Source organism: Plantactinospora sp. B24E8, assembly GCF_039871735.1.
In the GTDB taxonomy this organism is placed as follows: domain Bacteria; phylum Actinomycetota; class Actinomycetes; order Mycobacteriales; family Micromonosporaceae; genus Plantactinospora.
Genome location: NZ_JBDPMH010000004.1, coordinates 407,479 through 429,533, shown reverse-complemented (window position 1 = coordinate 429,533; position 22,055 = coordinate 407,479). Strand labels below are relative to the sequence as shown.

Here is a 22,055-nt window from a genome sequence, read left to right as displayed (position 1 = left end):
GGTGGCCGACTGGACGGCCGTCGCCTGCTCCCGGAGCGGCGGTCCGATCCCGGCCGGGGTCATGGCGTGGTCGGGCGGTCCGAGGCGGCTACCCACCGTCGGCCGGGAACCGGCGGGCGCGGAGCCCGAGTACGCCGAGCGTGGCCAGGGCCAGCATGGTCACCACCCCCGCCCCGACCAGCCACCGGTTCCGGGTGCTGCCACCGCTGTCGGCTTCGGACCGTTTCGGCGCGTCCGCCACCACCGCCGGAGCCGACTGCGGGGCACGCGCCTGCACCACCACCGTCGCCTCGGCCGGGTCGGGCTCCGGCGCCCTGACGCTGACCTCCCAGCGCCCCGGGGTGAGGATCGGGCCACTGCTGTAGAAGCCCCGCCCCTCACCGGCCGGACCGAGCTGGAGCGGGCCGACCTGCCGGCCGCCCTCGCCGGTGGCCCGCAGCACCAGTCGCAGGCCGGTCTCCACCGGATCACCGGTGTCGGCGTAGCTGAGCTGGACCGTGACGCCGGTGGCGCCGTCGCCGGCCACCGCCAGTCTGAGTTTCCCGTCCCGGGCGGCGGCCGGTCCGGCCGGTCCGAGCGTCACCAGCCCGGCGACGACCAGGGTGACGAGCAGCGTCGCCGGTACCCGGGAGAGACGGTGCCGTGACCTCATCGGTAACTCCTCACGTCGAAGCGTGCCGGGGCGGGACCCGGCCAGGTCCCGCCCCGGTGGTGGTACGGGGGGCGGCCGAACGACCGCCCCCCGTACCGTTGCCTAGAGCCGGCCGCCCCGGTGGATCCGGGTCGGGTCACCGGCCAGCCGACCGGTGCCCTGCACCGATTTGCCGTCGTTGGCCCGGACGCCGGCGGCGCTGGGGTCGCCGCCGAGCCGCACGATCATCGCGTCGGCGTCCCGGACCAGCACGTCCCGGATCTCCGCCTCCGTCACCAGCGCGGTGTCCGCGGCGAGCGCCTTGAACTGGCCGAGCTGCTTGATCGCCTTGTTGTCGTTGCCGTTCGCCTCGGCCTGGCGGACCGCGTCGAGCTTGGCCGACAACTGCTTGTGCGCCTTCGCCGACAGTCGACCCGTCGCCTTGAACCGGTCCAGCAGTTGCTGCATGTCCCGGAACGAGGTGGTGACGAAGAACCGGACGGTCGAGGTGGTGCTGTTGCCCGCCCTGTCCGTCGCGGTCACGGTCAGCTCGTGCAGGCCGAGCGGCAGCTCGTACATGGCCTGCAGGGTGTTCGGCTGGTACGGCCGACCGTCCAGCGTGCCGACCGTCGCCTTGATCCCCGACGTCGGGTCGACCGCCGACCAGTTCACCCGGACGTCCTGGCTGTCCCCGTAGAGCTGGCCGTCGGCCAGCCCGGAGACCAGGACGGTCGGCTTCACCCCGTCGATCTTCAGCACCGCGGACTTGAGCGTCTCGACGTTCCCGGCCGCGTCGGTGGCCCGGTAGAGCAGCTCGTGCTGCCCGTCCCCGGTCACGGTCACCGGCTCGGTGTACGCCGTCCAGGCGCCGCCGTCCAGCGACCACTCCAGCAGGGCCACCCCGGAACCGGCGTCGGTCGAGGTCAGCGTCACCGGGACACTGCCGCCGCCGTGCCAGCCGTCGTCGGTCGGCGGTGCGAAGGAGGCGCTGCTGACCGGCGCGGTGGCGTCGATCCGCACCGCCACGGACTTCGTCTCCTCGACGTTGCCCGCCTCGTCCGTCGAGCGGAACCGCAGCTCGTGGTCACCGTCACCGCTGACCGCCACCGGCTCGGTGTACGCGGTCCAGGTGGTCGCGCCGTCGAGCTGGTACTCGGTGCCCGCCACCCCGCTGCCACCGCTGTTGTCGCTGGCGGCGAGGGTGACCGTGACCGGACCGGGGTACCAGCCGGCGGTCGGGGTCCCCGACACCTCGGCGGTGGTCACCGGCGCGACCTCGTCGGCCACCTCCGTGCTGAGCCGGAAGTAGTCGAACGAGACGGTCTTCGACTCGGTCTGCGCGCCACCGAGGCTGAACAGACCCACCTTCGGCGTGTCACCGACCGCGGTGCTGGTCAGCGGAGCCAGCTCCGACCAGGTCGTACCGTCGGCCGAGTACGCCGCCGTGTACGTGTCCCCGACCTTCGCCACCCGCAGGTGCCAGACCGAGGACTCCAGGCCGGCCGCCTCCGGCTGCGGGTTCTGCACCGTACCGCCGACCTCGCTGCGGAACTCGATCCGCCGGGACAACGGCTGACCCACCTGGTTGTCGACGATGAAGTCGAACTTCAGGTAGTTGTCGTCGTCGCCGTACACGATCAGGCCGGCCTGCTGGTACTGCTCGGTGAAGAGGCTGCCGTCGACCTTCGTCTGCACGGTCCAGTCGCCTTCCGGCGCGGTCTGCAGCACGAAGTTCGTCGGGTCGGTGTTGCCGGTGCCGTAGATGTCACCGTTCGGCACGTCGACGTGCAGCGCGCCGTCGGCGACCCGGTACGCCGCCGGGTCCTCCCGGACGATGCCGTCCCACCGGCACCGGTCGAGCGTGTCGCCGGTGAACTCGTCGGACGGGGTGACCGGACCGGCCGGGGCGTCCGGCGAGAACTGGAACAGGTCGAACTCGGCGTCGACCACCGGCGCCTCGGTGCCGCCGTTCAGGGCGAACAGCCCCACCTTCGGCTCGGTGATGCCGGCCAGCGCGGCCGACTGCCCGACCGGGGTGAAGGTCTGCCCGTCGGCCGAGAACGCCGCGGTCAGGTTCGTCCCGTCGCTGGTCAACCGCAGGTAGACCGAGTCACCGGCCGGTGCCGCCGCCGAGTCGCCCGACTCGTTGCGCGGCGTACCGGCGGTTTCCCGGATGAACTCGATCCGCCGGCTGCCGTTGTAGAGCAGATCCAGCTTGGCGTAGTTGTCGTCGTCGCCGTAGACGATCAGACCGGCCTGCTGGTAGTTCGCCGCCACGGCCAGGGTGACCCGGGTGGTGGCCTGCCAACTGCCGTCCGGCGCCGGTTGCAGCACCAGGTTCGTGGCGTCGTTACGGCTGCCGTACAGGTCGCCGACCGAGGTCGGCAGCGCCAGGTTGCCGTCCCGGACCGCGTACAGCTGGTTCTCCCGGACCACCGTCGACCAGCGCGACTTGTCCAGCTCGGTGCCGGAGAAGTCGTCCGAGCGGGCCCCGAGGCAGGAGGTGTTCGGTGCCTGCACCCGGACCGGGACGTACGCCGAGGCCTGCGCGCCCCGGGCGTCGGTCACGGTCAGGGTCGCCACGAAGTTCCCCGCCACGGTGTACGTGTGCGCCGCGTCGAGGGTGTCCGCCGTGCCGCCGTCCCCGAAGTCCCAGGCGTACGTCAGGTCGTCGCCCTCGGCGTCGGTGGCGGTGCCGTCGAACTCCACCCGGACCGGCGCGATGCCGGTGCTCGGGTCGGCGCTGACCGACACCACCGGAGGCGCGTTCTCGGTGACGCCCCGGCCGACGAAGTCGACCCAGTTGACGTTGAGGATCGCGCCGGTGCCGGTCGAGCCGACCGGGTTCTTCGCCACGAAGAACAGCGGTCCGCTCACCGTGCTCGGGGTGGCCAGTTGTGCCGTGGCGTCGACCCAGGTCTGCCAGCCCCCGGTGTCCGGCACGGTGGCGGTGGTCAGCAGCGGACCGTCGGCCGCGCCGGCCCGTACCTCGATCTGCGCGCCGCCGCCGGCCGAGGAGGCCCGGAACCGGAGCGCGTCGATGCCGGTCAGGTTCGCCGGGTCGAACGTCCAGTAGTCGCCGTCCTCGATGAAGGCGATGTTCTGGAAACCGCCCTGCGGGTCGCTGGTCTCCTGGCTCTGCACCCCGGGGTCACCGGTGCCGACCCCGCCGGGAGCGCGGCCGGTGGCGGCGAAGTACTCCGCCTGCTTCCGCTTCGGCTGCAACACCTCGATCGCCCGGCCGGTCAGCGCGTTGGAGCCGCCGGCGCCGCCGCCGTCGGTGTACGTCGCCTCGAAGACCGCGAAGATGTCGGCGTCCTCGCCGTGCCCGGCGGCGAGCGAGGTCTGCACCAGGCCCGTGCAGCCGGTGTACTCGTCGAGCGGGTGGGCGTGCTCGTCGTGACCCAGGTAGTACTGCAGCTTCACCCGGTCGCAGTCGATCGTTTCCTCTTCCGGGTCGGTCACCGTGACCGTGTACCGGACCTGGTCGCCCCAGTAGAAGAAGCCACCCTCCGGCGGAAACTCGATGGTCACCGTCGGGGCGGTGTTGCCGACCGTGATCGGCACGTTCGCCACCGCGGTCCGGCCGCCGTCGTTGGTGACGGTGAGCTGCGCGTTGTAGTTGCCCGGTGCGGCGTACGTGTGCGTCGGGTTGGCCTCGGTCGAGCTGCCGCCGTCCCCGAACGTCCAGGCGTACGTGAGCGGTCCGCCGTCCGGGTCTCGGGAGCCCTCGCTGCTGAAGGCCACGGTGAGCGGCGACGGGCCGGAGGTGGGCGTACCCTCGGCGACCGCGATCGGGGCCCGGTCACCGGCGATGTAGTCGATCCGGTAGACCCCCGAGTTGTCGTTGTTGCCGCCGAACCCGCTGCCCCACTCGATCAGGTACAACGCGCCGTCCGGCCCGAACTCGAAGTCCATCGGCCGGACGAAGGTCATCCCGGCGAGCAGCTGGTTGATGTCCACAAGCGACCGGCCGTCCTGGCTGACCTGGAAGGTGTACATCTTGTTCTGGTTCCACTCGCCGACCATCGCCTTGCCGTCGAAGTACGCCGGCCACTTGCGGTCGGAGGGGTTCTCCGGGTCGTACCGGTAGACCGGTCCACCCATCGGCGCCCCGCCGCCGCCCAGCTCCGGGAACTCCGGGTTGCCGTTGTAGTCGTAGTCCACGGTGGCCGGGATCGCCGGCGGCAGGTTGGTCAGACCGGTGTTGTTCGGCGAGTTGTTCACCGGTGCGGCACAGTCGTACGCGGCACCGGCCGGCCCGGACGGGAAGGTGAACTCCCGGTAGGCGGCGTTGGCGCCGACGCAGTACGGCCAGCCGTAGTTTCCGGCCTGCCCGACGATGTTCCACTCGACGGTGTTGCCCGGCCCACGGTCCGGGTTCGCCGAGCCGGCGTCCGGGCCGTAGTCCGCGACGTAGAGCGTGTCGGTGCCGGGGTCGACGCCGATCCGGAACGGGTTCCGGAAGCCCATCGCGAAGATCTCCGGTCGGGTCTTCTCCGTGCCCGGCGGGAACAGGTTGCCCTCCGGGACGGTGTACGTCCCGTCGTCCTCCGGGTGGATCCGGAGCACCTTGCCGCGCAGGTCGTTGGTGTTGCCGGAGGTGCGTTGGGCGTCGTAGTCCTGCCGGCCGGGCCGCTCGTCGAGCGGGCTGTAGCCGTTCGACTCGAACGGGTTGGTGTTGTCCCCGGTCGCCAGGTAGAGGTTGCCCGCGCTGTCGAAGGTCATGCTGCCGCCCGCGTGGCAGCAGGTGTTGCGCTGGGTGTCGACGGTCAGCACGACCTTCTCGCTGGCCGGGTCGAGGGTGTCACCGACGACCGTGAACCGGGAGAGGAAGTTGTGTGGGGTGCCGTCGTTGGGTGCGTAGTACAGGTACACCCACCGGTTGGTGGCGAAGTCCGGGTCGAGGCGGATGCCGATCAGGCCGTCCTCGTTGCCGGTGAAGACGTCGAGGTCGATGGCGGTGACCGTGGTGCCGGTGTCCGGCTTGACGATCTGGACCCGACCGTCCCGCTCGACGTAGAAGACCCGGCCGTCCGGCGCCACGTCCAGTTCCATCGGGTTGCTGGTGTTGCTGTCCAGCGTCACCTTCTCGAAGCTGCTGGTCAGCGAGGCGGCGCAGTCGGCGTCGACCACGCCGGCCGCGGTCTGGATGCCGCCGAGCAGGTGGGCCAGGAACTCCGGTTCGGCGTACGACTGCTGGGTGTGCCCACCCGCCGTGTACCAGGCCCGCCCGCCGTCGTAGTCCTGGCACCAGGCGAACGGGTGGTCCTGCCCCATCGCCCCGGCGCCGGGGGAGTAGCTGGTCTCGTCCAGCGAGGCCAGCACGTGTACGTCGGCGCGCGGGTTTTCTCGGAAGTTGTACCACTCGTCGTACCGGGACCACTGGTCCGGCAACGACTTCGTGGACTCGTGCGCGTGGTCCTCGACCTTGATGGTGGCCTGCTGGTTCGCCGGGTGGGACGCGAAGTACGCGCCGACCAGGTCGCCGTACCAGGGCCAGTCGTACTCGGTGTCCGAGGCGGCGTGCACGCCGGCGTAGCCGCCGCCGGCCCGGATGTACCGCTCGAACGCCGCCTGCTGGTTGGCGTCGAGTACGTCGCCGGTGGTGGAGAGCCAGACGACCGCCTGGTAGCGGGCCAGGTTCTCGTCGGTGAAGGCACCGGCGTCCTCGGTCGCGTCGACGGCGAAGCCGTGCTCCGTGCCGAGTTGCCGGATGGCGGCGATGCCCGCCGGGATGGAGTCGTGCCGGAAACCCGCGGTCTTGGAGAAGACCAGCACGGAGAAGGGCTCCGCCTGGGCCTGGGCCTGGGCCGGTGCGGCGAGTGGCTGCCCGGCCGGTGCGGCCGAGGCCGGGCTGCCGACCAGCATGGTGCTGGTCAGCGCCACCGCGGCGGCGGTGCCGAGCAGGGCGCGGGTGAGGGGGTTGCGACGGTGGCCGGATGCACGGTCAGTGGTGGGGGTGCCGCGGACGCGGCGCGGGACTGCCACGAAGGATCTCCTTCGTCCGATGAGGACAGCGGGGGATCCCGGGTACGGCTCGCCGAAGGTCCGCCTCGGGGTGCGGGGCCGACCGTGGCCCGCCGAGGCCCCGACCGGCCGGATTCTGCCTTGTCATTGAACAAATTAGGGCGGGTACCGGGGGTACCGGAATACGACCGCGAGGTTAATTCGGGTAACGGTTGAGTAACGGCGTGCGACTTACCGGATAGGACGGTCCAAGTCGACGCTCCGGATGTCGGGTCCGTCCCGGCATCGACGCTGGTCGCGGCCATGCATCCGGGTCTGTCGATTGGTCGCGGTGGATGTGCGTTGGGTCACGGGGCTTTACGTCAGCGTGACGAAGCGCGTATCGTCGCCGGCAAGTAACCCACGGGAGCCCGGTGCACCGGGCTGAGAGGGGGGCTGAAGCCCCCGACCGTCGAACCTGATCCGGGTAATGCCGGCGCAGGGAGGAGCGTTGCCATGTCGTCTCTCGGTCGACTCCACCTCATCACCGACACCCGGCCCGGTCGGGATCCACTCTCGACGGTTCGGGCGGCACTCTCCGTAGCTGGCCCGGAGCTGGTCGTGCAGATCAGGGTCGAGGACAGCGTCGACGACCGGACCGCGTACGAGCTGGCCCGAGAGATTTCCGCGTGGTGCGCCCGGTCCGGAGCGACCTGCCTGGTCAACGACCGACTGCACGTGGCGCTCGCGGTCGGCGCCGACGGCGGGCACGTCGGCGCCCTGGACCTGCCGGTCGACGCCGCCCGGCGGGTGCTCGGTCCGACGGCCGTACTCGGCGCGACCGCCCGGGACCCGCAGACCGGTCTCGCCGCCGTCGCCGCCGGGGCCACCTATCTCGGGGTCGGCCCGTGTTACCCGACCCGTACCAAGGACGGGCTGCCGAACGCGATCGGACCGGCCGGGATCCGCCGGGTCGCCTCGGTGGTACCGGTCCCGGTGATCGCGATCGGTGGCATCACCGCCGCCCAGGTGCCGGCGCTGCGCGCCGCCGGGGCGTACGGGGTGGCGGTGGTCGGTGCGCTCTCCGTCGCCGTCGACCCGGCCCGGGCCACCGCCGAACTGCTCGCCGCCCTGCGTGCGCCGCTGCCGACTGAGCCGACGCTGCCGGCCGCCGTCCCGCCGGAGCCGGCCGCCGGGCCAGCGGCCGGAGCCGACCGACATTCGCCACCCGGGGGAGGCGCCGACGCGCACTCCACCGGAGTGGCGACATGCTGACCGGCGGCTCTCCCGACGTCGTGGTGATCGGTGCCGGCCCGATCGGGCTGGCCACCGCCTGGCGGTGTGCCGAGCGGGGCATGCGGGTCACCGTCCACGACCCGGACCCCGGCTCGGGTGCCGCCGACGTCGCCGCCGGCATGCTCGCCCCGGTCTCCGAGGCGCACTTCGGCGAGCGGGCGCTGACCCGGCTGCTGGTCGCCTCGGCGGCCGGCTGGCCCGACTTCGCCGCCCGGTTGACCGAACGGACCGGCCTCGACCTCGGCTACCGCACCGAGGGCACCCTCTCGGTCGCGGTCACCGCCGACGACCTGGCCGAGGCGGAACGGCTCTGGGCGTACCAGCGGGAACTCGGCCTGCCGATCACCCCGCTGCGGCCGGCCGAACTGCGGGACCGCGAGCCGCTGCTGGCGACCCGGTTGCGCGGCGGCGCCTACGCGCCCGGCGACCACCAGGTGGATCCCCGCCGGCTGGTGGCCGCGCTGCGGGTCGCGGTCGCCGCCGCCGGGGCGACGGTGCTGCCCCGACCGGTCGGCAGCCTCGACGAGATGACCGCGGCCGGGGCCCGGGTGGTGGTCGCCGCCGGCTGCGGTACCGCCCAGCTCACCGGCCTGCCGGTCCGACCGGTGAAGGGCCAGGTCCTGCGGCTGCGGGCGCCCGGCGGCGCAGCGCCCGGCTTCCGGCACGTCATCAACGGGTACGTCGACGGACGCGACGTCTACCTGGTGCCCCGCCACGACGGCGAGGTGGTGGTCGGGGCGACCGTCGAGGAACGCGGCGACCTCGACGTCACCGCCTCCGGCGTGCTGGAACTGCTCCGCGCCGCCACCGACCTGCTGCCGGAACTGGGCGAGTACCACCTGGTGGAGGCGCGGGCCGGGCGGCGCCCCGGCACCCCGGACAACGCGCCGCTGATCGGGCCGCTGCCCGGCCGGCCGGAGGTGCTGGTGGCCGGCGGCCACTACCGGCACGGCATCGTCCTCACCCCGCTCACCGCCGACCTGGTCGCCGACCTGCTGGTGACCGGGGTGCCCGATCCACTGCTCGCCCCGTTCGCCCCGGACCGGTTCGGCCCGCCGAACCCCGGCCGGTCCGGACGTGCCGGCATCGGCCCTGACCGGGTCGGCCCTGGTGGGCGACCCGATACCGAGTAGTCCCAGAGCCGGGAGGAAACATGGAACTGACCGTCAACGGAGTCGGGCACCGGCTGCCCGGCGAGAAGACCCTGGCCGACCTGGTCACCGAACTCACCCCGCAGAGCCAGGGCGTGGCGGTGGCGGTCAACGGCGAGGTGGTGCCGCGTACCGGCTGGCCGACGTGGACCCTGCGGGACGGGGACCGGGTCGAGGTGCTGACCGCGGCCCAGGGCGGGTGACCGGGATGACGACCCTGGCCACACCTGGAGAGACCGCCACCGACGAGTTCCGGCTCGGCGGCGAGACGTTCCGGTCCCGGCTCATCCTCGGCACCGGCGGGGCCAGCAGCCCGTACGCGCTGGAGCAGGCGATCCGGGCCAGCGGCAGCCAACTGGTCACCGTCGCACTGCGCCGGATCGACAGCGGCGCGACGATGGGCGGCGGGCTGCTCGACGTACTCGGCCGGTGCGGGGTACGGCTGCTGCCGAACACCGCCGGCTGTCGTACCGCCGCCGAGGCGGTGACCACGGCGCACCTGGCCCGGGAGGCGTTCGACACCACCTGGGTCAAACTCGAGGTGATCGGCGACGAGCGCACCCTGCTGCCGGACGCGGTCGAACTGGTCGCCGCCGCCGAACAGCTGGTCGCCGACGGCTTCACCGTGCTGCCGTACACCACCGACGACCCGGTGCTGGCCCGGCGGCTCGCCGACCTCGGCTGCGCCGCGGTGATGCCGGCCGGCGCGCCGATCGGCTCCGGCCTCGGCATCGGCAACCCGCACCAGATCCGGCTGCTCCGGCAGGCCGTCGACGTACCGGTGATCCTGGACGCCGGCATCGGCACCGCCTCCGACGCCGCGCTGGCGATGGAACTCGGCTGCGACGGGGTGCTGCTGGCCAGCGCGGTGACCCGGGCCGCCGACCCGGTACGGATGGCCACCGCGATGCGGCACGCCGTCGAGGCCGGCCGGCTGGCGGCCGGAGCCGGTCGGATTCCGCGCCGGTTCCACGCCCTGGCCTCCACCCCGGACGACGGGCGGCCCGACCTGTGACCGGCACCAGCGTCCCGAGTGGAGTCGTGGTGGTGACCGACCGCCGCCAGGCGCGCCGGCCACTGCCCGAGGTGATCCGGGACGCGGTCGACGGCGGTGCCCGCTGGGTGCTGCTGCGCGAGCGGGACCTGCCGTACACCGAGCGGCGCACCCTGGCTGACCGGTTGCGGGCGGTGCTCGCCCCGGTCGGCGGCACACTGCTGGTCGCCGGCCCGGACCCGCTCGGCGGCGACGCGGTGCACCTGACCGCCGCCGGGCCGTACCCGCCGTCGGAGGTGCGCCTGGTCGGCCGCTCGTGCCACGACGAGACCGAGCTGCGGCGTCTCTCCGCCGAGGACTACGTCACGCTGTCGCCGGTTTTCCCCACCCCGTCCAAGCCCGGCCACGGTCCGCCGCTGACCCCGGCCGGACTGGCCCGGCTGGTCGCCCGTACCCCGGTGCCGGCGCTCGCCCTCGGCGGTGTCGGCACCCCCGGACAGGTCGCCGACTGCCTGGCCGCCGGGGCGGTCGGGGTGGCGGTGATGGGCGCGGTGATGCGCGCCGACGACCCGGCGGACGTGGTCGACGCCCTGTGCGCGGCGGCCGGGGCCGGGGTGGCGGACCAGACCCCGGACGCCCCGCCGGCACCGGCGGGCGTCGGCGGAGGCATCCGGTGACCCCGCCGGTGGCGCTGACCGTGGCCGGCTCGGACTCCGGCGCGGGCGCCGGCATCCAGGCCGACCTGAAGGTCTTCGCGGCGCTCGGGGTCTACGGCACCTCGGTGCTGACCGCGATCACCGCGCAGAACACCCGGGCGGTCCGCGCCGTTTCCCCGGTCTCCGCCGAGATGGTGACCGAGCAGCTGACCGCCGTCGTCGAGGACCTGCCGCCGCTGGCGGTGAAGACCGGCATGCTCGGCGGCGCGGCGGTTGCCGAGGCGGTGGCGGAGGCGGCCCGCGCCGGCCTGCTGCCGAACCTGGTCGTCGACCCGGTGCTCGTCTCGACCAGTGGACACCGGCTCGGCGCGGCGGAGGCGGTCGCCCGGCTGCTGCCGTATGCCCTGGTCGCGACGCCGAACCGGGCGGAGGCCTCGGCGCTGCTCGGCTGGCCGGTCCGGACCCCGGACGAGATGGCGGAGGCGGCCCGGCAGCTCGCCGACCGGGGCACCCGGTACGTGGTGGTGACCGGCGGGGACGCGGAGGCGACCGGCGCGGACGCCGTCCCGGAGAGCGCGGTCGACGCGCTCTGGACCGGCGCCGGGGTACGGCTGCTGCGTGGACCGTGGGTGCCGACCCGGAACACCCACGGCACCGGCTGTTCCTTCTCGGCCGCGATCGCCGCCCGGCTCGCCCTCGGTGCCGAGGTGCCGGCGGCGGTGGCCTTCGCCAAGGAGTACGTCAACCGTGCGCTGCGCGGCTCCCGGAACTGGGAGCTCGGCGGCGGCCACGGACCGCTGGACCACCACGGATGGTCCGGTGGGGAGCCGACGGTGGACCGGACAGGTCCGTCAGGAGAGAGGTGGGGCGCGTGAAGGCTCGTCGCAAGGTGTACGTCGAGGGAAGCCGGCCGGACATCCGGGTCCCGTTCGCCGAGGTGGACCTGACCGGGGACGAACCCCCGGTCCGGTTGTACGACACGTCGGGCCCGGGATCGGACCCCGCCGTGGGACTGCCGCCGTTGCGCGGCACGTGGATCGCGGAACGCGGCGACGTCGCCCCGGTCCGGGGCGCCGGCAGCCCGCTCGCCGGCCGGGACGACGCCCGTCCCACCCAGCTCGCGTACGCCCGGGCCGGGATCGTCACCCCGGAGATGGAGTTCGTGGCGATCCGGGAGCAGATGCCGGCCGAGTTCGTCCGGGACGAGATCGCCGCCGGTCGGGCGGTGCTGCCGCTCAACGTCAACCACCCGGAGTGCGAGCCGGCGATCATCGGCAAGGCGTTCCTGGTGAAGGTGAACGCCAACATCGGCACCTCCGCGGTCACCTCCTCGGTCGCCGAGGAGGTGGAGAAGCTGACCTGGGCGACCCGGTGGGGCGCGGACACCGTGATGGACCTCTCCACCGGCAAGCGGATCCACGAGACCCGGGAGGCGATCGTCCGCAACTCGCCGGTGCCGATCGGGACGGTCCCGATCTACCAGGCGCTGGAGAAGGTCGACGGTGACCCGGTCAAGCTCTCCTGGGAGGTGTTCCGGGACACCGTCATCGAGCAGGCGGAGCAGGGCGTCGACTACATGACCGTGCACGCCGGGGTACGGCTGGCGTACGTGCCGCTGGCGGTCAACCGGGTCACCGGCATCGTCTCCCGGGGCGGCTCCATCATGGCCGCCTGGTGTCTGGCCCACCACCGGGAGAACTTCCTCTACACCCACTTCGCCGAGCTCTGCGAGATCCTCGCCCGGTACGACGTCACGTTCTCGCTCGGTGACGGGCTGCGTCCCGGCTCGATCGCGGACGCGAACGACGAGGCGCAGTTCGCGGAACTGCGTACCCTCGGCGAGCTGACCACGGTGGCGTGGGAGCACGACGTACAGGTGATGATCGAGGGGCCCGGCCACGTGCCGATGCACAAGATCAAGGAGAACGTCGACCTGCAGCAGGAGGTCTGCCACGAGGCGCCGTTCTACACCCTCGGGCCGCTGACCACGGACATCGCCCCGGCGTACGACCACATCACCTCGGCGATCGGCGCCGCGATGATCGGCATGTACGGCACCGCGATGCTCTGTTACGTCACCCCGAAGGAGCACCTGGGGCTGCCGGACCGGGACGACGTGAAGGCGGGCGTGATCGCGTACAAGATCGCGGCGCACGCGGCCGACCTGGCGAAGGGGCACCCGGGGGCCCAGGCCTGGGACGACGCGCTCTCCAAGGCCCGGTTCGAGTTCCGCTGGGAGGACCAGTTCAACCTCTCGCTGGATCCGGAGACGGCGCGGTCGTACCACGACGCGACCCTGCCGGCGGCGCCCGCCAAGACCGCACACTTCTGTTCGATGTGCGGCCCCAAGTTCTGCTCGATGAAGATCACCCAGGAGTTGAAGGAGTACGCCGCCCAGGGCATGAAGGAGAAGTCCTCCGAGTTCCTGGAGTCGGGCGGACGGGTCTATCTCCCGATGGCCTGACCGGTCAGTCGGCGTGGTGACGGCCGGGCTGGCGTAACGTCCGCCGCCCGCCGTCGCCCCCGTCCAGCCGTTCGGTCGGGTCGGGCCGGCTCAGGCCGCTGACCCAGTCGACGTACTCCTCGTCGCGGGCCGGCACCGGTTCGTCCGACCGCCCGCGTCGGCGCGGCTGCCGCTGGCCGGGTACGCCGGGCCCGGACGCCCGCTCCCCGGTCGGCTCGGGCGCCGATGGCTGGTCGGACGCGGACGGCAGGTCGGACCCGTTGGGCTGGTCGGATGGGGCCGGCTGGTCGGACCCGGCCGGCTGCCCGGATGCCGACGGCTGCTCGGATGCCGACGGCTGGCCGGATGCCGACGGCTGGCCGGATGCCGACGGCTGCTCGGACCCGGCCGGCTGGCCGGACCGGTTGCGGCGGAACAGACCGCGCCGGACCCGGCCGGGCGATCCGGCCCGGTCCTGGTCGTCGCCCGGCCCACCCCGGTCCGTCGGTGCCTTATCGACCCCCTGGTCGGACGCCTGCAGAACGACGGCCCGCTCCGGATCGACCGGTGTCGGCGTTGCTGCGGACGTCGGCTCCGGACCGGCGGGCGCCGTCGCTGTCGCGGGTGGCGCCGTCGGTTCGTCGTCCCCGGCGTCCGCTCCGCCAACCGGGGCGATCGTCACCGTCGGCGGGTCAACCGCGCCGATCCTGGTGGTCGGTCCGTCGACCCGGGCGATCGGCACTGTCGGCTCGTCGGGGGTGTCGAGGTTCGGGGTCGCCGGATCCGCCCCGTCCGCCGTCTCCGCCACACCGGCGGGCCAGCGGAGCACGGCGGCGAGTCCGGCGCCGATGGCACCGGCCGCGACGGCGATCAGCGCCCCCCAGTACGGCGCCGCCTGGTAGCCGTCGGTCGAATCACCGGCACCGGCGATCAGGTACACGGTGGTGAACGTCGCCGGGCCGGCCAGACCGGCGGTGGCCACCACCGGCACCGGGTGCCCGTCCCGACGGGCCAGTGCGCCGAGCAGCGCCCCGACGACCAGTGCCGCCGCCGGCAGGAGTACCACCGCGAGTCGCTGGGCGGTGCCGTGGTCCAGCCAACCCGGGTCCAGCACACCGAGGCGTACCGCGGGCAGCGGATCGGTGGGGCCGAGGGACGGCAGAACCGAGACGAGGGCGAGCAGCCAGCCGAATCCGACAAACACGGCGACATCGCGGGCGACCGTACGCCAGTGCAGTGTGGCGATCGCGACGACCAGCCCGACGACCGCGCCGAGCAGCGCCGTGGTGCCGACCACGGAGACCGGCTCCACTCCGGCGACCTCCGCCGTCCGGGCCGGTCGCATGGACAGCGGCGCGACGACGAGCGCGCCGACCGTCGCCGAGACAGCGGTGACCAGGCGGGTGCCGATCGTGTCCGGCAGGTCGTACCGCTGGGTGAGCCGGTGTGCGACGACCGTGCCGGCCACCGTGGCGGCCAGGGCGAACCAGCCGACCCAGACCAGCTGGGCCGGCCACTGGTTCGCCAGCGTCGCCGCGAACACCCGGTCGAAGCGGACAACACCGAGTCCGTACGCGATGCCGAGCTGGCCGGCACCGGCGGCAAGCCCGATGCCGAGCGCGGTCAGCAGCACCTTGCCCCAGGTCCGGAAGGCCATGCGGGGCACGTTACGCATCCGGTGGGCCGGCCCGCCACCCGCGTCGGTGGTCCAGGAAGAGTCTCGAGACGGGCGGGGTGGACGGCGTACCGTCCACCCCGCCCGTCGACCGGTCAACCGGCCAGTCGCCAGCGTCCGCCCCGGGCCACCAGCAGGGTGAGTGCCTGCGGCATCAGCCCGGAGTGGTTCTCCGGGGTCATCCGGATCGGGCCGGAGAGTCCGTCGGTCTCCGAGGTTTCCAGCAGACCGCGGACGGTGTCCCGACTCGGCGTGCCGTCGTGGTCGCTGGCCCGGAGGATCGCGTCCACGACCAGCTGTACGGCGTCCGCGGCGAACGACGAGTAGCCGTAGTAGCCGCCGAACCGCGCGGTGTAGTCCAGGAACCACTGCTTGCGGGCGGCCTTCGCCGGGGTGGTCGCGATCACGTCGTCGATCGCCATGGTCTGGGTGAAGACCATCGTGGTGTTCTCCGCCGAGCGGGGACCGCTGCCCAGGAAGAGGTCACCGGCGGCCACCCCGTCGAAGAAGACGTCGCCGGTGAACTTCGCCTCGGCCAGGCTGGCGCTGGCCAGGGTGGCCTGCTCGGCCGGGGTCCAGACGATCACCGTGTCGGGGTCGGGGGTGAGCAGGGCGCGGACCGCCTGGCTGACGTCGGTGTCGGTGGGCTGGACGGCCCGGGCCCGGACGAGGGTGATGTCGGCCTTCTCGAGTTCGGTGGTGAGGGTGCGCAGTCCCTCCTGTCCGTACTTGTCGTCGGTGTGCAGCAGGGCGACCTGCTCGGCCTTGCGGGTCGTCAGTTCGGAGACCAGGGCGGCGGCGTTGTCCTGGGCGTTGGGGCCCAGCTTGAACATGTAGCGGCGGTCGACGGCCGGGGCGGCGACCTCGCTGGCGGGGGCCAGGGCGATGGTCGGTACGCGCTTGTCGTTGACGGTTTTCGCCGCGCTGATGGCACATTCGTTGCAGCTGCCCATGATGATGGCGTTGACCGCCGGGTTGCTGGTGAAGTCGCCGATGTTGCTTTCCGACACCTTCTGGTCGAAACGGTTGTCCCGGACGTCCAGCCGGAGCTTCCGGCCACCGAGTACACCGGACTTGTTCACCTGTTCGACCTTGAGTTCCAGCGCACGCTGGTAGGCCTTGCCAACCTGTGCGGCCGCACCGGACAGTTCCAGGTCGGCGCCGATCAGGATTTCGCCGGTCTCCTGTTCGGCGTCACCGAACTGGCATCCGGCCAGCGAGGTCGCCATGATGACCGACGCGAGTAGCGCGGGTATCGCGGAGCGGATGGGCCTCAACTCAGTCCTCCAAGAATGCGGCGCGGGTGGGGGGCCGGGCCGCGTCGCCGACAGCGTCCTCCACAATGGATGTGAGGACGGGTATGCCGTACGGTGCGCGCGAAGCCTTCAAACCCGCAAAACCTTGCCAATGCCGGGCTCCCGGGTCAAGCGCGGGATAGTCCGGGCTGGTTTCGGGATGACGGGTCTCACATAGTGATAAGAGGGGGTACGGGTGGGGCGTAACTTTACAGATACGAACGACCACTCTGGCGATACATGCCCTGATCAGAGGCTTGCCAGTTTGTCGATACGCTCGGTCCGAGGGTAGTGGACGCGCTATGGTGTCCGTTCGCTACCCTACCGTCGCTTCACAAAGCGGCCTTCTTCTGATGAAATCGCGGCCGTGCCGCGTGCGGCTCGATCCGCTGCTGCAGGCATCGGTCGACGGGTCACGTACAGAAACGACGGAGGCGATGTCGTGAGCACCGGACCTACGACCCTGCCCGCCAATAAAACGCGGGAGGGGACCGCACCGCGTCGGCGGTGGTTTCCCCGGCTCCGGGACACCCGGATCCGGTCCAAACTCGCGCTGATCCTTGTCGTACCGGTCGCCGCGGTCATCGCGCTGGCGTCGATCCGGCTCGTCGACATCGGACGCGGCGCCTACGACGCCACCGTCGTGCGGTCACTGACCGAACTCTCCACCGACGTGTCGGCGCTCACCCAGGACGTGCACCACGAGCGGATGGCGGCGGCCCGGCTGCTGGCCAGCGCGAAGCCGAACGCCGACGCCTACAACACCGCGGTCCGGAACACGGACGAGCGGATCGCCGCCTACAACAGCCGGCGGGCCGAGGTCAGCGACGTACCCGACTCGGTCGAGGCCCAGCTAGAGGTCATCGACGACCGGCTGGCGACGCTGAACGGCACCCGCCAGGAGGTGCTGGACCGGCGGGAGATGCCGGCCGCCGAGCCCGTCCTGCGGTACGGCGTCATCGTCGACGCGCTCGTCTTGTACGGTGACGCCCTCGGTCAGCTCTCCGGTGAGAGCGCGGTCGGTGACAGCCTGCGTACCCTCTCCGCCCTCGCGCAGGCCAAGAAGGCCGTCGCCGAGGAGGAGGCGGTCGTCTTCAGCGCGCTCAGCGGTGGGCAGCTCGACGAGGAACAGTTCTCGGCCTTCGTGGCCACCCAGACCAGCCAGCAGGAGGCGCTGCTGACCTTCGCGGCGTCCGCCAACGCCCGGCAGTCCGCGGTCTTCAACGGCGCGGTCACCGGCGACGCGGCGCTGCTCGTCGACCAGGTCACCCAGGACCTGACCCGGTCGGTCGGCCAGCGCGCCCCGCTCTCCGCGAACGACGCGGCGATCGCGATCGGCGCGATCAACGACCTGATGCGCTGGGCCGAGACGCGACTGGAGTCGGACCTGCTCGACCAGGCCGACGCCGCCCGGTCCGAAGTGGTCCAGCAGGCCATCGTCGAGTCGGTCATCGTGCTGCTGACGCTCATCGTCGCGCTGGCGCTCGCCGTGATCCTCGCCCGTTCGCTCAACCAGTCGCTGCGCCGGCTGCGGGAGGGCGCGCTCTCGGTGGCGAACCACGACCTGCCCGAGGCGGTCAAGCGGCTGCGTGACGTCGGCAACGTCGGCGACGGCGGTGTCGAGGAGATCGTCCGGCAGGTCCGGGACCCGATCCGGCTCAACAACAAGGACGAGGTCGGCCAGGTCGCGCTCGCCTTCAACGTCGTACACAAGGAGGCGGTCCGGATCGCGGCCGAGCAGGCCGCCCTGCGGACCAGCGTCTCGGCGATGTTCCTCAGCCTGGCCCGGCGAAGCCAGACGCTGGTCGACCGGATGATCGGCGAGCTGGACGCGATCGAGCGGGGCGAGGAGGACCCGAAGCGGCTGGCCCAGCTCTTCGAACTCGACCACCTGGCCACTCGGATGCGCCGCAACGACGAGAACCTGCTCGTGCTGGCCGGCGCCGACTCCACCGCTCCCCGGCGTGAGGACGCCCTGCTGATCGACGCGCTCCGGGCCGCGCAGTCCGAGGTCGAGCTCTACAACCGGATCGAGTTCGGCACCGTCGACACGGACATCTCGGTCGCGGCGCACGCGGTCAACGACGTGGTCCGGCTCGTCGCCGAGCTGCTCGACAACGCGACCCGCTTCTCGCCCCCGCACACCACCGTCGTCGCCGACGCCCGCCGGATCCGGGACTACGTGCTGGTCCAGGTGGAGGATCGGGGCCTCGGGCTCAGCGAGGAGCAGATGGACGCGCTGAACCGTCGGCTGTCGGAGCCGCCGGCGGTCGACGTCGCGGCCTTCCGGCTGATGGGTCTGGCCGTCGTCGGTCGGCTCGCCCACCGGCACGGCATCCGGGTCGACCTGCGGCGCAACGTGGACGGCGGCACCGTGGCACAGGTCACACTGCCGGCCAGCGCGATCGTGCTGCCCAAGCCCCGGGGTCGGGAGCAGATCCTCGGCCGGCCGCGGCAGCCGCTCGCCGTCGAGCCCGGGCCGTCGGCCGCCCCGACGTCAGCGGCGTCGAGCGGAAGCTGGTCGGAGCCGATGGCGCCGGCCGGTGCGTCCCGCGCCGCGACCCTGACCGACAACTGGCGCAGCGCGGCACCGGCCCAGCCGCAGTGGCAGACCACGCCGTCGACCCCGGAGCCGTCCCGGCCGCTGCCGGTCAACGCGGGTATGCCGCCGACGCAGCCGCCGACGCAGCCGCCGACGCAGCCGCCGACGCAGCTGACCGCGACCCAGCTCCCCGGTGCGCCGATGCCGACGTACCAGACGATGGTGCCGTCGCCGCAGAGTCCGCCGCCGCCGCACCCGGGACTCGCCGCCAGCGGCGGGTTCAGCTCCCCGACGGTGGCCTACCCGACGGTCGGCTCGCTGCCGCAGCGCAGCCCGGGCAACCCGACCTCGCTCGCCGGTCACCCGCCGGCCCCGGCACCCGCCTCCCACCTGCCGGCCGGTCCGGTCGCCGGGATGCCGGTCGCGGGGGCGTCGGCGGCCAGCGCGGCGAGCAGTGTCGCGCCCCGGCTGGAGGACACCGGCGATTCGCCGATCTTCCGGGAGATGGAGGCGGTCTGGTTCCGTTCCCACGGATCGGACGCGACCGCGATCTTCACCGTCCCGCCGGGCGGCTACCAGCAGAAGCCGGTGGCCGCGCCGGCTCCGGCGAGCACCGCCACTCCGGGACGGGCACCGCTGACCGCCCGTACCCCGGGCCAGTCGGCACCGCCGCCGGCCCCGTACAGCCCGCCGCCGGTCCCGGCGGCAGCTCCGGCGGCGGCCCCGGCTCCGGCGGCAGCGCCGGCCGGCCCGCCGGCCGGTGCCTGGCGGACCGCCGCCGACGAGGGCTGGGCCCTGGCCAGCCGGGCGGCGGAGCCCTCCACCGGCGGCACCACCCGCTCCGGTCTGCCGAAGCGGGTACCGCAGGCACAGTTGGTGCCCGGCGGCGTCGAGACCAAGTCCGGTCGAGAGCGGACCCGGCGAACCCCCGACGAGGTACGCGGTCTGCTGTCGGCCTACCACCGGGGCGTCCAGCGCGGCCGGACGGCCGGGGTGGACCAGAACGGCATCACCTCAACCAAGGAGACCAGCGGATGAACAGGCCAGCAGCGATGCAGGACATGAGTTGGCTGCTCACCAACTTTGCCGACAGCGTCGCGGGGATCGCCCACGTGGTGGCGGTCTCGGCGGACGGTCTGCTCCTCGCCTCGTCCCGCGACCTGCCCGCGGACCGGGCGGACCAGCTCGCGGCGATCACCTCCGGGGTGGTCAGCCTGACCGACGGCGCGTCGCGGATGTTCAGCGCCGGCGGTGTGCTGCAGACCGTCATCGAGATGGACAGCGGATACCTGTTCCTGATGTCGATCAGCGACGGCTCCTCGATGGCCGTGCTGGCGGCCCGGAGCTGTGACGTCGGTCAGGTGGGATACGAGATGGCCCTGCTCGTCGAGCGGGTGGGTGCGGCGCTGGTGCCGCTGCCGCGTGAGGCTGTCACGCGTCCCTAGTACGGCTCGACAGGAATGACCGGTGCGACCGCGTAACAGATCCGAGGAGGTGACCGCGATATGGAGGGACGACGTGACGATCCGCGGGGTGCTCTTGTCCGCCCGTACGCGGTCACCCGCGGTCGTACCGAGCCTCGTCAGGACATCGCTCTGGAGGCGGTGCTCTCGGCGAGTCCGGCCGCGGTTGTCGAGTCCCGGTTCGCCGGGCACGACAAGCACCGCATCGCCACGATCTGCGAGGGCCGGGCACAGTCGCTGGCGGAGATCGCCGCGTACGCCCGGTTGCCGTTGGGTGTCGCCCGGGTTCTGGTCGCCGACATGGTGGCGGACAGCCTGCTGACGTTGCACAGTGCCGCTCCGCCGTCGGAGGCGTACGAGGAGCGGATGGAACTGCTTGAGAGGGTGCTAAGTGGACTTCGCAGGCTATGACCAGGCCCGGTCACGCCCCGGCGGTGGCGGCGGGGGAGGTATCACCTCCGCCAAGATCGTTATCGCCGGCGGGTTCGGGGTCGGTAAGACGACGCTGGTCGGCGCCGTCTCGGAGATTACCCCGCTGACCACCGAGGCGGTGATGACCGCGGCCGGGGTCGGCATCGACGACCCCTCGAAGGTGCCGGGCAAGGAGACCACCACGGTCGCCATGGACTTCGGCCGGATCACCATGGCCCAGGACCTGATCCTCTATCTGTTCGGTACGCCCGGACAGACCCGGTTCTGGTTCATGTGGGACGAGATCATCCGGGGCGCGGTCGGTGCGGCGGTGCTTGTCGACACCCGGCGGATCACCGACGCGTTCGCGCCGCTGGACTACTTCGAGAACCGGAACCTCCCGTACGTGGTGGCGTTGAACTGCTTCGACGGCGCCCCGCAGTACGAGGCGGAGGAGATCCGGGAGGCGCTGGCCATCTCGCCGCACGTGCCGATGGTGATGTGCGACGCCCGGCACCGGGAGTCGGTCAAGCACGTGCTGGTGAACGTGGTGCAGCACGCCATGGCGACGCTGCGCGCGGAGCACGGCCGGGGGCGTCCGACCCCGGTCGGCTGATCCTCGTGCCGCTCCGGGGTACGGCGGCAACGCCGTACCCCGGAGAAGGCCTGCCCGACTGTCGCCCACGGGAGACGGTCGAGGACCCGGGTGCCCCGGTGGACGGGAAACGGGCGCCCGACCGTTACGGCCGGGTGGACGTCGGGACCCGGATGGTCCGGTCGGTGACGGCGAGAGGGGCGGCGGATGGTGGTGTCAGGTGGCTCGGGCGACGGCGCTGTCGTGGTCGTGGGCGGTACCTCCGGCCTGGGGCGCCACCTGGCCGAGCACTACGCGGCGCGGGGCGACGAGGTGGTCGTCACCGGGCGGGATTCGGCCCGGACCGTGGCGGTGGCGGCCGAGATCGGCGGCCGGACCACCGGCGTTGCCGTCGACCTGGCCCAACCGACGACGATCGCCGACGCGCTGGCCGGGATCGGCCCGGTCCGGCACCTGGTCCTCGCGGCCTTCGTCCGGGACGTCAACCGGGTCGTGGACTACCAGGTCGACCGGGCGGTCAGCCTGGTCACGGTGAAACTGGTCGGCTACCCCGAGGTGGCGCACACGCTGCACGGCAGGATCGTCCGGAACGGGTCGATCCTGCTCTTCGGTGGCGGCTCGAAGGACCGTCCCTTCCCCGGCTCGGCGACCGTCTCCACGGTCAACGCCGGAGTGGTCGGCCTGGTGAACGTGCTGGCCGCCGAACTTGCCCCGGTGCGGGTCAACGCCCTGCACCCGAGCATCGTCGCCGACAGCCCGTTCTGGGCGGGGCAGCCGGCGCAGCTGCACGAGACGTACCGGGCCCGGACCGCGACCGGACGGCTCACCACGATGGCGGACGTCACCCACGCCGCCGTCTTCCTGCTGGAGAACCCGGCCGCCAACGCGGTCAACCTCAACCTCAACGGCGGCGCCGGCCTGGTCTGAGCGGCGTGCGCCGGGGCCCGGTCTGAG

At 72.6% G+C, this 22,055-nt stretch carries 15 protein-coding genes, 1 pseudogene and 1 riboswitch; of the genes and pseudogenes, 12 read left to right on the top strand and 4 right to left on the bottom strand.

Going from position 1 to position 22,055, the window contains the following annotated elements; translation table 11 throughout:
• Positions 1-88: 88 nt before the first annotated feature.
• Together ABGB21_RS10100 and ABGB21_RS10095 are read right to left on the bottom strand one after the other, a co-directional pair.
• Positions 89-652: a hypothetical protein gene (locus ABGB21_RS10100; protein WP_347653307.1), complete on the bottom strand. Its 564-nt coding sequence runs from the start codon at positions 650-652 to the stop codon at positions 89-91.
• Positions 653-754: 102 nt separating this feature from the next.
• A complete protein-coding gene (locus ABGB21_RS10095) occupies positions 755-6,502 on the bottom strand; it encodes a ThuA domain-containing protein (protein WP_347677452.1) in 5,748 nt (1,915 codons plus the stop codon).
• Between the two features lie 491 nt (positions 6,503-6,993).
• A riboswitch (TPP riboswitch) is annotated at positions 6,994-7,102 on the top strand.
• Between ABGB21_RS10095 and thiE the strand changes: the two are divergent.
• From thiE to thiC, 7 genes and pseudogenes are all read left to right on the top strand, one after another.
• Positions 7,097-7,714: pseudogene (gene thiE, locus ABGB21_RS10090) on the top strand (thiamine phosphate synthase); the annotation flags it as partial. (Overlaps the previous riboswitch by 6 nt.)
• A 134-nt stretch (positions 7,715-7,848) precedes the next feature.
• On the top strand, positions 7,849-9,009 hold the full coding sequence (gene thiO / locus ABGB21_RS10085; RefSeq protein ID WP_347677430.1) for a glycine oxidase ThiO: 1,161 nt from the start codon (positions 7,849-7,851) through the stop codon (positions 9,007-9,009).
• A gap of 20 nt (positions 9,010-9,029) precedes the next feature.
• Positions 9,030-9,230, top strand: a complete 201-nt coding sequence (gene thiS / locus ABGB21_RS10080; RefSeq protein WP_347653309.1) for a sulfur carrier protein ThiS — start codon at positions 9,030-9,032, stop codon at positions 9,228-9,230.
• Positions 9,231-9,235: 5 nt separating this feature from the next.
• On the top strand, positions 9,236-10,042 hold the full coding sequence (locus ABGB21_RS10075) for a thiazole synthase (protein WP_347653310.1): 807 nt from the start codon (positions 9,236-9,238) through the stop codon (positions 10,040-10,042).
• Entirely contained in the window at positions 10,039-10,698 is a 660-nt protein-coding gene (locus ABGB21_RS10070; RefSeq protein WP_347653311.1) for a thiamine phosphate synthase, read from the top strand. Before ABGB21_RS10075 ends, ABGB21_RS10070 begins: the two co-directional genes overlap by 4 nt.
• Complete coding sequence (gene thiD, locus ABGB21_RS10065) at positions 10,695-11,552, top strand: bifunctional hydroxymethylpyrimidine kinase/phosphomethylpyrimidine kinase (RefSeq protein WP_347653312.1); 858 nt, start codon at positions 10,695-10,697, stop codon at positions 11,550-11,552. The genes ABGB21_RS10070 and thiD overlap by 4 nt, the downstream gene beginning before the upstream one ends.
• Positions 11,549-13,141, top strand: a complete 1,593-nt coding sequence (gene thiC / locus ABGB21_RS10060) for a phosphomethylpyrimidine synthase ThiC (RefSeq protein WP_347653313.1) — start codon at positions 11,549-11,551, stop codon at positions 13,139-13,141. The genes thiD and thiC overlap by 4 nt, the downstream gene beginning before the upstream one ends.
• A gap of 4 nt (positions 13,142-13,145) precedes the next feature.
• Here the strand turns inward: thiC and ABGB21_RS10055 are convergent, their stop codons facing one another.
• The gene (locus ABGB21_RS10055) at positions 13,146-14,777 is read right to left on the bottom strand and encodes a hypothetical protein (protein WP_347677428.1); all 1,632 of its coding nucleotides are present in this window, start codon (positions 14,775-14,777) and stop codon (positions 13,146-13,148) included.
• Positions 14,778-14,890: 113 nt separating this feature from the next.
• On the bottom strand, positions 14,891-16,072 hold the full coding sequence (locus tag ABGB21_RS10050) for an ABC transporter substrate-binding protein (protein ID WP_347653315.1): 1,182 nt from the start codon (positions 16,070-16,072) through the stop codon (positions 14,891-14,893).
• Between the two features lie 460 nt (positions 16,073-16,532).
• On the opposite strand from ABGB21_RS10050, the gene ABGB21_RS10045 reads away from it, so the two are divergent.
• The 5 genes from ABGB21_RS10045 to ABGB21_RS10025 all read left to right on the top strand — a co-directional run bounded on the left by ABGB21_RS10045 (position 16,533) and on the right by ABGB21_RS10025 (position 22,028).
• Complete coding sequence (locus ABGB21_RS10045) at positions 16,533-19,670, top strand: sensor histidine kinase (RefSeq protein ID WP_347677426.1); 3,138 nt, start codon at positions 16,533-16,535, stop codon at positions 19,668-19,670.
• On the top strand, positions 19,667-20,077 hold the full coding sequence (locus ABGB21_RS10040) for a roadblock/LC7 domain-containing protein (protein ID WP_347653317.1): 411 nt from the start codon (positions 19,667-19,669) through the stop codon (positions 20,075-20,077). Before ABGB21_RS10045 ends, ABGB21_RS10040 begins: the two co-directional genes overlap by 4 nt.
• 60 nt (positions 20,078-20,137) lie before the next feature.
• Positions 20,138-20,506, top strand: a complete 369-nt coding sequence (locus ABGB21_RS10035) for a DUF742 domain-containing protein (protein WP_347653318.1) — start codon at positions 20,138-20,140, stop codon at positions 20,504-20,506.
• A gap of 40 nt (positions 20,507-20,546) precedes the next feature.
• Positions 20,547-21,122: an ATP/GTP-binding protein gene (locus tag ABGB21_RS10030; RefSeq protein ID WP_347653416.1), complete on the top strand. Its 576-nt coding sequence runs from the start codon at positions 20,547-20,549 to the stop codon at positions 21,120-21,122.
• Between the two features lie 186 nt (positions 21,123-21,308).
• Positions 21,309-22,028 (top strand): SDR family oxidoreductase, encoded by a 720-nt coding sequence (locus ABGB21_RS10025; protein ID WP_347653319.1) that lies wholly within the window; start codon positions 21,309-21,311, stop codon positions 22,026-22,028.
• The last annotated feature ends 27 nt before the right edge of the window (positions 22,029-22,055 follow it).

What these genes read in the sequence shown, in the direction of transcription:
- ABGB21_RS10100 (WP_347653307.1), bottom strand. Translation starts at nt 652, where the DNA reads ATGAGGTCACGGCACCGTCTCTCCCGGGTACCGGCGACGCTGCTCGTC.
- thiO (WP_347677430.1), top strand. Translation starts at nt 7,849, where the DNA reads ATGCTGACCGGCGGCTCTCCCGACGTCGTGGTGATCGGTGCCGGCCCG.
- ABGB21_RS10075 (WP_347653310.1), top strand. Translation starts at nt 9,236, where the DNA reads ATGACGACCCTGGCCACACCTGGAGAGACCGCCACCGACGAGTTCCGG.
- ABGB21_RS10035 (WP_347653318.1), top strand. Translation starts at nt 20,138, where the DNA reads ATGGAGGGACGACGTGACGATCCGCGGGGTGCTCTTGTCCGCCCGTAC.
- ABGB21_RS10040 (WP_347653317.1), top strand. Translation starts at nt 19,667, where the DNA reads ATGAACAGGCCAGCAGCGATGCAGGACATGAGTTGGCTGCTCACCAAC.
- ABGB21_RS10025 (WP_347653319.1), top strand. Translation starts at nt 21,309, where the DNA reads ATGGTGGTGTCAGGTGGCTCGGGCGACGGCGCTGTCGTGGTCGTGGGC.
- ABGB21_RS10095 (WP_347677452.1), bottom strand. Translation starts at nt 6,502, where the DNA reads ATGCTGGTCGGCAGCCCGGCCTCGGCCGCACCGGCCGGGCAGCCACTC.
- thiS (WP_347653309.1), top strand. Translation starts at nt 9,030, where the DNA reads ATGGAACTGACCGTCAACGGAGTCGGGCACCGGCTGCCCGGCGAGAAG.
- ABGB21_RS10055 (WP_347677428.1), bottom strand. Translation starts at nt 14,777, where the DNA reads ATGGCCTTCCGGACCTGGGGCAAGGTGCTGCTGACCGCGCTCGGCATC.